The sequence below is a fragment of the Steroidobacter denitrificans genome (assembly GCF_001579945.1).
In the GTDB taxonomy this organism is placed as follows: domain Bacteria; phylum Pseudomonadota; class Gammaproteobacteria; order Steroidobacterales; family Steroidobacteraceae; genus Steroidobacter; species Steroidobacter denitrificans.
Genome location: NZ_CP011971.1, coordinates 841,388 through 856,483, shown reverse-complemented (window position 1 = coordinate 856,483; position 15,096 = coordinate 841,388). Strand labels below are relative to the sequence as shown.

General features: G+C 59.6%; 10 protein-coding genes. 2 read left to right on the top strand and 8 right to left on the bottom strand.

The genetic code is table 11. The features are described 5' to 3' along the window. Window positions 1-93: 93 nt before the first annotated feature. From ACG33_RS03685 to ACG33_RS03655, 7 genes are all read right to left on the bottom strand, one after another. On the bottom strand, window positions 94-2,718 hold the full coding sequence (locus ACG33_RS03685) for a TonB-dependent receptor domain-containing protein (protein ID WP_066918796.1): 2,625 nt from the start codon (window positions 2,716-2,718) through the stop codon (window positions 94-96). Between the two features lie 64 nt (window positions 2,719-2,782). Beyond that, on the bottom strand, window positions 2,783-3,748 hold the full coding sequence (locus ACG33_RS15595) for a FecR family protein (protein ID WP_083536416.1): 966 nt from the start codon (window positions 3,746-3,748) through the stop codon (window positions 2,783-2,785). 1 nt (window position 3,749) lies between these two features. Then, window positions 3,750-4,190, bottom strand: coding sequence for an RNA polymerase sigma factor (locus ACG33_RS03675; RefSeq protein WP_210399165.1), 441 nt, complete (start codon window positions 4,188-4,190; stop codon window positions 3,750-3,752). A gap of 286 nt (window positions 4,191-4,476) precedes the next feature. After that, window positions 4,477-5,853 (bottom strand): spinster family MFS transporter, encoded by a 1,377-nt coding sequence (locus ACG33_RS03670; RefSeq protein ID WP_083536415.1) that lies wholly within the window; start codon window positions 5,851-5,853, stop codon window positions 4,477-4,479. Then, the gene (accC, locus tag ACG33_RS03665; RefSeq protein WP_066918787.1) at window positions 5,850-7,877 is read right to left on the bottom strand and encodes an acetyl-CoA carboxylase biotin carboxylase subunit; all 2,028 of its coding nucleotides are present in this window, start codon (window positions 7,875-7,877) and stop codon (window positions 5,850-5,852) included. Before accC ends, ACG33_RS03670 begins: the two co-directional genes overlap by 4 nt. A gap of 21 nt (window positions 7,878-7,898) precedes the next feature. Beyond that, window positions 7,899-9,431, bottom strand: coding sequence for an acyl-CoA carboxylase subunit beta (locus ACG33_RS03660; RefSeq protein ID WP_066918785.1), 1,533 nt, complete (start codon window positions 9,429-9,431; stop codon window positions 7,899-7,901). A gap of 554 nt (window positions 9,432-9,985) precedes the next feature. Then, entirely contained in the window at window positions 9,986-11,329 is a 1,344-nt protein-coding gene (locus ACG33_RS03655) for an FAS1-like dehydratase domain-containing protein (protein WP_210399164.1), read from the bottom strand. A gap of 146 nt (window positions 11,330-11,475) precedes the next feature. On the opposite strand from ACG33_RS03655, the gene ACG33_RS03650 reads away from it, so the two are divergent. Both ACG33_RS03650 and ACG33_RS03645 read left to right on the top strand, forming a co-directional pair. Beyond that, window positions 11,476-12,408, top strand: coding sequence for a LysR family transcriptional regulator (locus ACG33_RS03650; protein WP_066918783.1), 933 nt, complete (start codon window positions 11,476-11,478; stop codon window positions 12,406-12,408). 47 nt (window positions 12,409-12,455) lie between these two features. Then, the gene (locus ACG33_RS03645; RefSeq protein WP_066918781.1) at window positions 12,456-14,204 is read left to right on the top strand and encodes a class I adenylate-forming enzyme family protein; all 1,749 of its coding nucleotides are present in this window, start codon (window positions 12,456-12,458) and stop codon (window positions 14,202-14,204) included. Window positions 14,205-14,310: 106 nt separating this feature from the next. Here the strand turns inward: ACG33_RS03645 and ACG33_RS03640 are convergent, their stop codons facing one another. Then, a complete protein-coding gene (locus tag ACG33_RS03640) occupies window positions 14,311-15,081 on the bottom strand; it encodes an enoyl-CoA hydratase/isomerase family protein (protein WP_066918779.1) in 771 nt (256 codons plus the stop codon). Between the last annotated feature and the right edge of the window lie 15 nt (window positions 15,082-15,096).

Here is a 15,096-nt window from a genome sequence, read left to right as displayed (position 1 = left end):
GCGATATGACTACGGATACCGAGAACATGACTATTAAATCACCTCAAAAGCATTACGGCGCAGTTGGCTAGATGCGCTATCAGCCAGCGTTCCTTACCAACGATAAGTGAAGGTTGCGCCGTAAGTACGCGGCTCTGGATAGTACGCCAGCGTATAGTCAGCGAAGAAACCAGGCCCAAAGTCAATGAAGTTTACGGGCTGGTCCTCATCCGCTGCATTACGTATCCATAGCGCTACTTCCGCCTGCCCGGATCCACCTAAAGGAATATCGGCAAGTACGAGACGTAGATTGAGTAGTCCACAGCTATCCACCTTCGTATTACCGGCTGTTGCTCTCGATGGATCGACGGTCACGATCTGATACGGATAAGCGTAAAAGGAAGCTGTGTAGCCATAATCTGCAGAACCGCGCAACTCTCCCCAGACAGTCTGTGCCAAACGCGCGTTCACGTTTACGTTAAAAGTGTGCTCAGGCGCATGTGGAAAGGAGCGGTTATACGCAACGTTAGTGATCGGTTGCCCTGGAGCTGCCGCCTCCATAAACTCGTCATACTCGCCTTTAAGATAGCCATAGCTTACTTGCAAACGTAGTGCCTCGCTCGGTACCCACATACCTTCGAGTTCGAAGCCCTTGGTGGTAGCCTGACCTGCATTCCGGATCACCGATACGCCGGGAATTCCGGTAAAGCGATTAACGTGCATATTCTCGATATTGTTGTGGAACACCGCCATATTCAACTGCAACCGTCCATTCTCGGAGGTAAACTTGGCGCCAACTTCGAAGGTTTTCTGATCCTCAGGATCATAGGGAATCACTGCTTCGTCTGCACTGCCTGCCTCACCCTGGAACCCACCGCTCTTGAAGCCTTCTGAATATTTCGCATAAATATTCAAGCGATCATTAACTTTATAGGCAATAGTTGCTAGTGGTGTCGTTGCTGCAAATGACGCTTCAGCGCTAACCCAAGGGATGGGGCCGAGTGACACTGGTGTTGCCGACTTGAATCGCCACGTCGTCTTGTCCTCTTTTGTGCGGCGGAGGCCAGCAGTAAGCGTTAAGGCGTCCGTTACACGCCAATCGATCTGACCATAGGCCGACTTTGCTTCAACACCAAAGCCATATTGCGAGTTGTCACTGCCAAAAAAGAATTCATGTGGATTGATCGTTTGACCGTCGTCTTCATAGTAATAAAGGCCCATTACGTAATCGAGTCTCTCCGTGCGTCCCACCCACTGAAGTTCCTGAGATTTTTGCTCCAAGTTCGAAATCCGTTTGGCTGTAGAAATGGTGATCGGAACGCCATCGAGATCTACCGAGTCATCATTTCGAAGAGTGCGCCGAGCAGAAATAGACTTTAGTTGGTTGCGCTCGTTTACGTCCCAGGTGAGGGTGAGGGCGTGTCCGTGGAGGTCCAGTTGTTCATAACTTGGCCAATTGGTACTCACCGTGCTGAGACGATCCCGAGAGGCATAGGCAGCGGCAGCAGTGAATAATGGCCCTTGGGGAGTGACATAGTAGAGCTGATTATGTGGCGGTGCCTGATCGATTTTCGTGTAGTCGAAGCGATAGTCGACTATAAAGTTATCACTAAAATCAAGGCCAAGAGCCGCGCGCGCGCCGAGTTTATTGCGACTGTCGAGCTCCCCTCCATCGGTGAGCTTTACCAATCCATCACGATCCTCCTTGCGTGCAGCAAGCGACAGGCGTGCGATACCCCAACGCGGCAAATCAAGCGATAGCTTCTCGACATGCCCGCCGTAGTTACCAAACTCTACGCTTGCGGAGCCACCGAATATACCCGATGGTTTACGTGTGACGAAATTTACGGCTCCTGCCATAGTATTACGCCCGTAGAGAGTACCCTGGGGACCTCGAAGCACCTCAATACGTTCCAGATCTACCACGTCAAAGACGGATCCCACCGCCTTGCCGAGATACACTCCATCGAGATACATTCCAGTGCTCGGCTCCCAGTACAATCCACCGTTGATAGTTACCCCACCGCGTAGCGAGACCTGAGAAACAACGTTACTATTCGGCATCAAACTCACGAGAAGATTCGGCGCGATCGACTTCAGATCAATTACATTACTAATACCGCGTGTTTCGATCTCTGCTCTGGAGAGCGCGGTGACAGCAATCGGTACATCTTGTAAGCGTTCTTCTCGCCTCTGCGCAGTCACGATTACTTCTTCCAGACCAGCTCGTACCGATGTGGTCGAGTTATCTTCTTGCGTACGATCACCTGTGTTATGGATGTGCTCGACCACTTGCTGCTCATCATTATTAGCGAGCTGCCAGGACCGCGGAGCGGGCAGGACAACCGAATCTGCATTCGCCCCTTCCGATACTACCGTAGCCATCATCAAAGCCGGTTCGCTACGAACTGCCGCACGACCACGGACAATGAGCGTACCAGTCTGATCCTGTAAAACATCAAGCCGAGTGCCGGCCAATAACAGTCGTGCGGCCGTATCGGGTGGCACTTTTGCGTTGACGGAGACGGATTGCAAACCGCGTACTGCTTCCGGCGAGAACAGCACGTTGACGCCCGTTTCCTGTGCGAGTTCGGTCAGCGCCAGAGCGACCGGTTTGGCTGGAATATTGACAGCTGTCAGCGGCTGTTGCGCCCTAGCTGGACTCCCAGCCAAAAGCACCACAAGAGCGATCCCCACTGTAACCGACATGTAGCGCGACATCATACGGTCGATTTTCATGAACCACCCTCTTTTTAATTATCGCACCCGAATGACCCTTCATAATAAAGATGACGAGTCAAGACTAACTTTCCTCAGCAGCACGAAGCACGATCTGCATTGGCGTGAGTTCCACTTGCGCCGGCAGCAGGATGGACACGGAGCGGGCGAAGGACTCGGGATCCCCAGTGCTGTAGACGCCACTGATACGGAAGGCCGCCAGCTGTTCATCGGCAATCACAATAGGCCGCCGACTGTAGCGATTCATCTCAGTCACTGCTTCAGCAAGCGTCTGATCGTCGAAGACTACACGGCCGCTCTGCCACGCAGTCACCTGCGCAAGATCGGGTTGATCCTTAATGATCTCACGAGCGCGATCAAAAACGATTCGTTCACCAGGTGACAACACTCGGGTCACCGGCTGCGGTGACAGCGTAATAGGTTGCACCGCCACACGGCCTTCCACGAGCACTACGGCCAATCGACTTTCCTCAAAAGCAACGTCAAAGGCCGTGCCGATGGCGATAACTTGTCTATCTCCTGCGCGCACAAGGAACGGTCGCAGCGGATCAGTTGCAACTTCAAAGTAGGCCCGACCTTCTATCAGTTCGATATCCCGGCGTGTCTTGGTGAATGCCACGCGGATGCGGGTGTTCGTATCGAGAATTACATAAGAGCCGTCGTCGAGAGCTATACGGCGTTGTTCACCGACCCCCGTAGCATACGCATCAGCAGCTACTATTCGCCATAGTCCGACGCCAGCGAACGATGCTAAGGCCACCGCGCCACCCAACGTCAACGCACGCCGACTCATCAGTTGTAGTCGTTGTGAGTGCCGATAGAGCCGTATAGGAACAACCAGTTCACCGGCTGTATCCCACGCCATCGTGACGAGTTCGAAGGCTTCCCGGTGACGAACATCTTCCGATAGCCATGCACGAAAGCTTACCTCGTCCTCGCGCCTGCGCTCTTCAGAGCGTAGACGTGCGAACCATACAGCTGCCTCGGCTTTAACAGCCGGAGAAATTCTTCTCGATTGTATGTTGCTCACCTCACCAACCCTCGATCCATTCGATCAGGAATAGTGCGGCTCGGGCAACGTGCTTCTCAACTGCGCTGACAGTAATACCAAGCTGTGCGGCAATCTCTCGGTATTTCAGCCCTTCGATCCGATGCATCAGAAAAATCTCACGGGTGCGCGGACTCAGCTCTGCAAGTCCGTCCTTCACTCTTTCCAGACGTTCTCGAGCGGCCAAAACCTCATCTTGGAGCGGTTGGTCGTCTGAAAGATCGACCAAATCGTGAATCGATTCAGGAGTCTCGGCGCGTATCCGCTCGTGCCGACGCTCATCAATGGCCATATTGACCGCCACCCGCACCAGAAAGGCCGCTGGATTCTCAACTGTATGACGCGAGCGGTACTCCTCGAGGCGTAAAAATGCCGAGTGCAGTAGATCTTCGGCTTGTCCTGGCCTACGGGTTGCCCACCCCACACGGCGCACTAGAGCGCGCCATCCCAGCCGATCCTCAGGCAGCCTCCCCTTGGACAAAACTCGCCTCTCCTCGTACCCGAGCCTTAGTCACTGGCAGGTTATACACACTAACCAGTGATTCGCCCCGATAGTATTTTTCTTCACCTAGAATAAAAGACGTTTGAATATGTAATAACCTCACTTGAGGCGGCATTGATAAAGTACGACGCCTGATCGCACAGCGATATAAGCGATACGATGTAGCACCCGTTCCTGTACGGAATTCGAATGTCATCCTGCCGATTGGCTAGTGCAACGTGCCACGAACTTCACGCGGCTCGTTGCAATGATCATCAGGTACCGCCGTGCCTGCCGGCAGAAGCGAAGCAGGGCCGTCCGTGAGTTCATTGCCCAGCCGCAGCGATGCCAGCCAGAAGAGCACGCTGGCAAATCCGCCGAGTACGCCAACCACCAGCATGGAATAGCGGATGGCTCCACTTCCATGCAGCGGGCCGAAGACATGATCGTTCAAAAATCCAACCAGCAAGGGCCCCAATCCAAGGCCGATCATATTGACAAGAAACATCAGGATCGCCGCGGCGGTCGCGCGCATGCGCAGTTCGACCAGTCCCTGGACCATGCTGAACATGGGCCCCACATACATCGCACCGAGTGCATAGAAAGGGATGAAGCACACAAGTGAAGCGGCCGGCTGCGACAGCAGCGCGAATCCGACCAGAAAGGGAATCGCGATCACCGACTGCAGCGCCGGCAGCCGCATGTACCAGCGCACATCGCGCCGGCCCATGCGATCGGCGAGCCACCCGCCGGTGAGCGCACCACCGCATCCTGCCACGCCGACGATCCAGCCCATGCTCATGCCGATCTCGGTCAGGGACAGGTCATGCACGCGTACCAGGAAGGTCGGTCCCCAGGTGATCACTCCATAGCCCGACAGCGACTGGATCGATGAACCGGCCGCGATGAGCACGAAAGCGCGTTGGCGCAGCAAGAACCGCAGCACCTCGCGCAGCGGCACGTGTGCGGCCTCCTCGACGGTGCGCTGCTCGGAAGCGCCGCGCGGGAGTTCCCGCACGGTGAGCGCCACGATGGCGGCGAGTGCGACGCCCGGTAGCCCCACGAGATAAAAGGCTGTGCGCCAGTCATAACGAGTCACCAGCCAGCCGCCGGCCAGGAAGGCCAGCGCCGAGCCCAGATACACCCCGCAGGCGTACACCGACAGCGCCGTGGCACGCTTCTGCGGCGGGAAATAGTCGGAGATCAGGGAATGCGCGGAAGGATTGCAGCCTGCCTCGCCGATGCCGACCATTACGCGGGTGATCGCCAGCTCGGCGAAGCTGCGTGCCAGGCCTGAAGCGGCCGTCATTGCACTCCAGATCGTGAGCGATGCAGCAATGATGAACTTGCGGGACGCCCGATCGGCCCAGCGCGCAATGGGAATACCGGCCAGCGTGTAGAAAAGCACGAAGGCAATGCCGGTGAGGAACCCCATCTCGGTGTCCGAGACACCGAACTCTTGTTTGATCGGCTCGATGAGCATCGCCAGGATCTGGCGATCGATGAAGCTGAACACGTATACCAGCGACAGCAGCGCCAGCACGTAGTTGGCATAGCGCCGTGTGACCGGTCGTGGGGATGTCGGAAGTCGCGAGCCAGCCGTCACTCGAAACTCAGGATGGGTTGATCCACGGTCAGACTGGCGCCCTCGCTGGCCAGGATCTCCTTGATCCTGCCGTCACGGCCGGCAACGAGAACATTCTCCATCTTCATCGCCTCGACCACCGCCAGGCGCTCTCCGGCCCGTACCGTCTGGCCCGGCTCAACCGCGACTTCCACCAGCAGACCCGGCATCGGGCTGAGCAGAAAACCGCTCATATCCGGCGGTGTCTTGAAGGGCATGACGCGCAACAGTTCGCTGGCGCGCGCCGACATCACCAGCACTTCGATGCGGCAGCCGTTGTGCGTGACATGGGACCACAGGCCGTTGCGCTCGATCTGTGCGGTGAATGGCCGGCCGTTGCAGCTGCCGCTGGTGCGAATGCTGCCGAAATTCCACTCCTGCGTGATCGCATAAGTCTTGCCGCGCACCTCGACCAGGGTCGCGCCCTCGACGCGCACGCGCACCGGCACATCCTCATGCGCGCCGCCCTCGTGCTTGATGGCGACCACGAAATCCTCGCCGATACGCATCTCGTAGCCGGGCAACTGACCGTTGATACGCGTCGCGCGCTCGCGGTAGCGGCGATAGGTGGCCGCAGCCAGTGCGACCAGGAAGTCAGGGTCATCGTGCGCCACATCCTCGGCCTTGAAACCGCCGCCGTAGTGCTGCGCTACAAATCCGGTATCGAAGTCACCGGCAATGAACCGCGGATGCGCCAGCAGCGCGGCCTGAAAGGCGATATTGCTGGCGACGCCGCGAATCACGAAGCCGTTCAAGGCCTCGCGCATGCGCTGTATCGCCTCATCGCGGTCGGACCCATGGACGATGAGCTTGGCGATCATCGAGTCGTAATACATCGGGATCTCGCCGCCTTCATAGACACCGGTATCGACGCGCACACCGCCGCCTTCGGGCACCGGCGCCGCGGCTTCCATCGTGGTCGCCGGCGGCAGATACCGGGCGAGCCGTCCGGTGCTGGGCAGAAAATTACGAAAAGGATCCTCGGCGTTGATGCGACACTCTATCGCCCAGCCGCGGCGCGGAATGCCGGCTTGCGTGAATGCCAGCTTCTCGCCCGCGGCGATGCGGATCATCTGCTCCACAAGATCGATGCCGGTAATGCACTCGGTGACCGGATGCTCGACCTGCAGCCGTGTGTTCATCTCCAGGAAATAAAAACCCTGGTCCTTGCCGACCACGAACTCGACCGTCCCGGCGCTCTGATATGCGACTGCCCTGGCCAGCGCCACCGCCTGCTCGCCCATTGCCTTGCGGGTCTGCTCGCTGATGAAAGGCGACGGCGCCTCCTCGATGACTTTCTGGTGCCGGCGCTGGATCGAACACTCGCGCTCGTTGAGGTAGACCACATTGCCGTGCGCATCGCCCAGCACCTGGATCTCGATGTGGCGCGGCTGCTCGACGAACTTCTCGATGAAGACCCGCTCATCACCGAAGCTCACCCTGGCCTCGTTACGGCAGGAGGTAAAACCGTCGAAGGCTTCCGCATCGTTCCAGGCGACGCGCAGGCCCTTGCCGCCGCCGCCGGCGCTGGCTTTGATCATCACCGGATAGCCGATCTTGCCAGCGATGCTCACTGCCGCCTCGGCGGACTCGATCGCGTCGTTCCAACCGGGAATGGTGTTGACGCCGGCCTGTTGAGCCAGCTTCTTGGAGGCGATCTTATCGCCCATCGCCGCGATGCTCGCGTGCTTGGGTCCGATGAAGACGATACCCTCGGCCTCGACCTGCCTGGCAAAGCCCTCGTTCTCGGACAAAAAGCCGTAGCCCGGGTGTACCGCCTCAGCGCCGGTCGCCCTGCATGCTGCAATGATCTTGTCGGCCGCGAGATAGCTCTCGCGGCTCGGCGGCGGGCCGAGCAGAACGGCTTCGTCGGCGAGCGACACATGCAGCGCGTCGGCGTCGGCCTCGGAATAAACAGCCACGGTCCGTATGCCCATGCGGCGCGCCGTTTTGATGACGCGGCAGGCGATCTCGCCCCGATTGGCGATAAGAATCTTCTTGAACATCGAGTCTTCTCCGTACCCCTGTCAGAGTGGAATGTTTCCGTGCTTGCGCCAGGGGTTCTCGAGTTTCTTGTCCTTGAGCATCGCAAGGCTGCGGCAGATGCGCTTGCGCGTCTCATGCGGCTGGATCACATCGTCGATGTAGCCGCGCGCGCCGGCGACAAAGGGATTGGCAAAGCGTGCCTTGTACTCGGCTTCGCGGGCGGCCAGTTTGGCCGGATCGCCCTTATAATCGCGGAAAATGATCTCGACCGCTCCCTTGGCGCCCATCACTGCGATCTCGGCGCTCGGCCAGGCGAAGTTGACGTCACCGCGCAGATGCTTGGAGCTCATCACATCATACGCCCCGCCATAGGCTTTGCGCGTAATGACCGTGACCTTCGGCACCGTGCACTCGGCATAGGCGTAGAGCAGTTTGGCGCCGTGCTTGATGATGCCGCCGTATTCCTGAGCGGTACCCGGCAGGAAGCCGGGCACATCGACGAAGGTGATCACCGGAATATTGAAGGCATCGCAGAAACGCACGAAGCGTGCCGCCTTGATGCTGCTCTTGATGTCCAGGCAGCCGGCCAGCACCATCGGATTGTTCGCCACCACGCCCACCGTCGCACCCTCCATGCGCGCGAAGCCGATGACGATGTTCGCAGCAAAGGTGGGCTGCAACTCGAAGAAGTCGCCGTCATCGACGACTTTCAGGATCAGCTCCTTCATATCGTAGGGCTTGTTCGGATTATCGGGCATGAGCGTATCCAGACTCATGTCCACCCGGTCGCGCTGATCGCTGCCCGGACGCACCGAAGGTTTATCCCGGTTGTTGAGCGGCAGGTAGTTGAAAAAACGCCTCAGCATGAGGATCGCTTCGACGTCGTTCTCGAATGCCAGATCCGCAACGCCGCTTCGGGTGCTGTGAGTACCGGCGCCGCCCAACTCCTCGGAGGTGACCTCCTCGTGCGTCACCGTCTTCACCACTTCCGGCCCGGTCACGAACATGTAGCTCGAGTCCTTCACCATGAAAATGAAGTCGGTCATCGCCGGGGAATACACCGCGCCGCCGGCACAAGGGCCCATGATCAGGCTGATTTGCGGAATGACGCCCGAGGCCAGCGCATTGCGCTGGAAGACCTCCGCATAGCCGCCCAGCGAGGCCACCCCCTCCTGGATGCGCGCGCCGCCTGAATCGTTGAGGCCGATCACCGGCGCCCCGACCTTCATGGCCTGATCCATGACCTTGCAAATCTTCTCCGCGTGCGCTTCCGAGAGCGCACCGCCGAAAACGGTGAAATCCTGGCTGAAGACGAATGCAAGTCGGCCATTGATCATCCCGTAGCCGGTCACCACCCCGTCGCCCGGAATCTTGTTGTCGGCCATGCCGAACTCCGCACAGCGATGCTCGACGAACATGTCCCATTCCTCGAACGTGCCGGGGTCCAGCAGCAGCTCCAGACGCTCGCGTGCGGTGAGTTTGCCCTTGGCATGCTGGGCATCGATACGCTTGGTGCCGCCGCCCAAACGTGCCGCAGCGCGTTTCTCCTCGAGCTGTTCGATGATGTCGTACATGGAGGGATTTCTCTTGCAATGGATTGCGGGTTCAAGTCACCAGGCCGAACAGCACACACAGGCACAGCCATACGGCTGCGTTTCATGAACGAGCTCGCGTGGCTGCCGCATCCAGGATGCACGACAGTGATGAACTGTAGTAGGACCGTACGGCATGCGCCGACACCGGAGCGGATCGCTGTTTGTTCGAACGCTTCCCGGTACCGGCACGCGGATCCCCGCCCAACGTGTTTACCCCGTACCGGCATTGAGCGTCGTCATGGGTAAACGCTTTAAAATAGCCGTCTCAATCCCTGATGTCCAGCTGACGGCGGCAATGCTTCCAGCCGATCAGGACGGCTGAGCGAGGCATGAATGGAATATGTGAAATTTCACATGCACCAGCGCCTGATTGACCCCCACGGAAACAGGCTTGCGCTTTTCCAGGAACGCCTTGATACCTTCGGCCGCATCGGCACTGCCGGCACGCCGTACGCTCCTTATGAGATGGAAGCATGTTGCCTTCATGTTGCCTTATGGAAACCTCGCAGAGCGCCTTGGCCGGTCACTGCGCCCTAACGGCTGCTCTCGCCACCCCTGCCGCGATCCGCAGCTTCGGCCATCATGTTCGCGCCACGCGCGATCAGCGCCTCGGGCGGTGCGGGCAAAGCGACGGCCCCCGCTTCGCGTGAGGGCAGCAGCACGGTAGCCGTACCCGGACTTGTGACCTCGCCGCGCTGATTGGTCGTCCGAACCTCGATTTCCACGAGGCGGCGCGGACCCTCGATGGACTTGGCCCGTACCACGCCCGAGCAGATCGTGGTGTCGCCGACAAAATTGAAGGAGCGCATCTCGGTCTTGAGACGCACCAGCCAGCCGTCATCCCCCATCCAGTTCGTCAGCAGATGCCCCAGCCAGTTGGTGCGCATCGTGCCATAGTCATAGGGTGCCGGCAGCCCGAGTTCCCGGGCTCGCGCCGGATCCCAGTGCAGCCGCTGCACGATATCCGGCACGCCGAACTCATCCGTGGTGTAGAACGCCGGTGTTCGCCGCCGTTGTTTCCAGCCATAGCGCAACGGCCCGGCTCCATACATCTGGCCGAATCCCCAGCCGATATGGAAACCCACGACATCGGTCACGCGCAGCGGTCCCTTCACCACCGGAGCAAGTTCATCGCCGACCTGCACATCTTCCCAATAGCGCTTGTTGCTACCGCGAACTTCCTCGGCCGCGTAGAGCGCATCGATCCGCTCGATGTCTTCGGGCGTGTAACGTGCCCGCTGGATGTCCTTGTTGCGTCCCTGCTTCTTCGATGCCTGGCGTTCGGCGTTGACGAAGCTCAACTCATGCGTCGCCACCGGTTCGCCGTTGGCGTTCACATAGAAGTACCGGTAACTGTCGATAACGGTCAATCCGCCGCTGAAACTCGAGTTCTCCTTTACCTGTACATCGGAGGTGGTGTACTCCCGATAGATCACCTCGCCAGGGCGGATCGGCCGGTACCATTCCCAGGTTGCGCCGGAGTAGTATTTGCCGACACCGCGAAACAAGCCGCGAAAAAGCTTCTTGAGTTCGGGAGTCGGGCGAGGCGTATCGTCCAGGCCGACGGTGGTAGCGTACAACGGCGATGCTATTTGACCGCGCCAGCGCGTCGTGCGGCCATAGTCCGGATCGTGCCAGAGAGGATTGTCGTCGCCGATCCCGAAGGCAAAGTGACTGATGGTGTCGCTGCCCGCTACCCGATTGAATACCGGGTTGCGCTCATACTGCGGTATCCCGATCTGCGCCTGCGCCCGCTCGATATCCTCCGCGGTGATCCTGCCTTCTGCGGAAACCGTCTCCTCGCCACTCATCTGCAACTCCTCCAGCATCAGGGCGTCGAAATATACCACTGTCGTTGCTGCGGGCTGACGACTCATCGGCCAAACAGACTATTTATCGCGGCAGCCGGAGTCCGACCACGCATCCGAACGCCTTGCCTGGGCTGCTCCTGTGCTCCAGAATGCCCTCAGGCGCCCTCCTCGTGGGTTCTGCGCTGCAAGCGATATCTCAAATCAACGCCGCGATGGATACCAAGAAAACTCAAGGAGCAGGAATCGACTTCAATGCTTTACGCATGTTCGTTGCCGTGGCGGATGCGGCAAGCTTCTCGGCGGCGGCCAGAAAGCTGAATCTGCCGAAATGGTCCGTGAGCCGACGCGTCTCGGAACTCGAAGCGGCCATGGGTGTGCCGCTTCTGCACCGTACCACGCGACGGGTCGTGCTCAGCCCGGCAGGCGCTGCGCTTCACAAGCGTGTCGCCACCTTGATCGCTTCTCTGGAGGAAGCAGCCGTTGAGTCTCCGGACCAGTTCGGCGAGCCGACCGGCGAACTGCGTATCTCGGCGCCGAACTACTTCGGTACCGCCTTCCTCGCCGATGCGGTCACGCAGTTCACCCAGCGCTATCCGCGCGTGCACTGCGATCTCTATCTAAACAGTCAGCCCATGGACTTCGCAATAGAGGGCTTCGATGTCGCCCTGCGTGCGGGGCCCGAACGAATGAAGGATTCATCGCTCATTGCACGGCCGGCCTGCCCCATCCACGCCAGACTTATGGCTTCCCCGGAGTATCTCCAGGCCAGCGGCGTACCGCGGCAGGCGGCCGACCTGGCCGGCCACAAATGGGTCATGCAACGCGGCCTGCCCTCCATCCGGCTGGAAAGCAAGAGAGGCTCAGCGACTTTTCGGCCGCAGGGCCCTATATGTTGCGACGATATTTTTTTTGTGCGGGAAGCTGTCCGTGCCGGGGCTGGAATCGGTGTCATCCCTACCTTCCTGGTCGACAAGGACCTGGCGAGAGGCCGCCTGGTCATTGTCCTGCCCCAGTATCACACGCTCGCATCCTATGTGTACATCATCCGGCCAGGCACGCGCGAGCTGCCTCGCCGCGTGCGGGCATTCAACGACTTTCTTCTTGAATATCTCGAGACCCACCCTCTTTCGACGTCCGTCGTTTGAGAATCGTCGAGTTCCGGATCCCATCGACCCATGAGAGGCTTTTCCGAATGACTAAACAGGTCGACAACGACGCGATCAGGGCGGCATTGACCGCTCCCGGCGCTCCCTTCGAAATGACGACCATCGAGATCGACGGGACGCCCTGCAGAATCTTTGGGAACTGTCCGCAAACGCTGCCCGAACTCTATCGGCAGGCCGAGCGCTTCGCGCAACGCGTATTCACGGTCGAGAACGACCAACATCACACCTTCGAGGAAGTCTTCAAGAAGGCACAGCAGCTCGCCCAAGCCTTGACGCGGCGGTTCGGGGTACACAAGGGTCAGCGGGTCGCGATCGTGATGCAAAACTCCACCGAGTGGATCATCGCCTTCCTCGCCGTCACCGCAGCGGGTGCCGTCGCCGTCCTGGTCAACAGCCGCGGCGCACCCACGGAACTGGATCGTGCGATCGGCGACACCGATTGCAGCCTGATCATCGCCGATGCCAAGCGGGCCCAGCGCCTGCAGGCAGCCGATGGCGCCAGTCAGCGATTGGCAAGGATCGTGCTGACCGACGATGCGCAGCAGCTGCGTTCCTCAAAGGACAGTTCCTTCGATGAGCTGATCCGCGGATGGGAGTCGGCGGGACGCCTCAGTTGCGCACCCGTGGATGGCGCGGACATCGCACTGATGATGTTCACCAGCGGAACGACGGGTTTCGCCAAGGGCGTCATGCTCACCCAGCGCAGCGTATTGGCAGGCCTGAGCGGCACCACGTTCGGCGCCGCGCTGTCGTTCGCCAAGTTTCAGGCGCTGGCAGGTCCGGAAGCCGCAACCGCATTCGCGACTCGCCAAGCGGTATCCCTGATAGTTGCGCCCATGTTTCATGTCTCCGGTTGCCACAATGGCGTGCTCGCCGCCTTGTCGTCCGGCGGCAAGCTGGTCATCCTGAATCGCTGGAATCCCGAAGATGCCTTGCGGCTGATCGGCGCCGAGGGTGTCCAATCCATATCCGCGGTGCCCTCGATGCTTTGGGATCTACTGCGCTCACCCGACTTTCACAAACACGACCTGTCCTCCCTGGCCGTGGTGGGAACCGGCGGTGCCTTCTTTCCGCCCAATCTCCTGCGCGATGTTCATAAGGTGTTGCCGCATGTGGTTTTCGCTACCGGTTATGGCATGACGGAAACCAATGGTTCCGTCTGCAGCGTCAGCGGTGAGGATTTTTTCGCGCGACCCGAGTCGGTGGGAAAAATACTGCCGATCGCCGACGTCAAGGTGATCGACGAGGATGGCCGGGATCTACCCGCCGGCGCCCAAGGCGAGATCGTGGTCCGCGGCGCTCTGTTGATGAGCGGCTATTTCGGACTGCCGGCCGACTCGGCGGCGACGTTCAAGCACGGTTGGATGCACACCGGGGATATCGGCAGGTTCGACGATCAGGGATATCTTTACATCACCGACCGCAAGAAGTTGATGATCATCAGCGGCGGTGAAAACATCTATTGTGCCGAGGTGGAACGCGCGCTGGTGGAACACCCGGGCGTGCGGGAAGTTCTGGCGATCGGTCTTCCTGATAGCCGCTTGGGCGAAGTGCCGATAGCCGTAGTGGTTCCCCAGCCCGGCCACGTCCTAGACGCCGACGAACTACGCGCCCATACCGAAAAACTTCTGGCTGCTTACAAGGTGCCGCAAGCGTTCTATTTTCGTCCTGAAGCGCTGCCGCGCACGCCTAGCGACAAAATCGATCGAGTCGGTGTGACCCGGGAGATCCTCGCAGAACACCGCGCGGCGGCACGCGATTCGATCGAGGCATGACGGTCAGGCATGATGGGCTTGGCCGCCGCCTGTAGCCCTACGTCACGACTTGCACGAACGCACAGGACGACATACCGGATACTTCTGGCAGTCGACAAGAAACGGCTTATTTGGCAGCCATCTCCTTGCGGGCAGCGATCATCTCGACGGCGGCCAACCCCTCCAGGGCGAGGCCGTAGCCGATATTTTCGTCCATCAGACGCTTTAAACGCTGGATCAAGGCCGTACGCGCGTAGCGCCGTGTGAGCGGCGGCAAGGCGGCGAGCTGGCGCGCCAGTTCCAGGGCACGCGGCATCAGGCGCTGCCTCGGCAGCACCTCGTTCACCACACCCCAGTCAAGCGCCTGGCGCGCATCGAGCACCTGCCCGGTGAGCAGGAAATAGCGGCCGCGATTCGTTCCCAGCAGCTCCTGCCAAACGATGTGCACGCCATCGCCCGGCACGGTGTGGAAGGGAATATGCGGTTTGTCCTGGAAGGTGGCCTCCTCGGCCGCCAGCGTGATATCGGACAGACACGCCAGCTCGGCGTGGATGGTGGCCGGGCCATTCACCGCGCCGATCACCGGCACCTCGATATCGAGCAGGTTGCGCATCAGACGCTTGCCCTCGGCATGGACGTCCTCCCATTGGAGCGGACGGGCGGCGTCCTTGTCCCAGGCGATGTCATCGATAAAAGTATCGCCGGTGCCGGTGATGATGACGACGGCATTATCGCGATCGACACCGACGTCGTAGAAGGCGCCGGTCCAATCGGCATGATGCTGCGGCGTGTAGACCACCGGACCGTTGTCCGAGTGCAGCCGCATCACCAGGATGCCCTGTGCGTCCCGCTCGAAGGCGATGGTGGCATATTTGTCGAAGTAGGTCGGCCTGGACATCTTGACCTCGCGAAC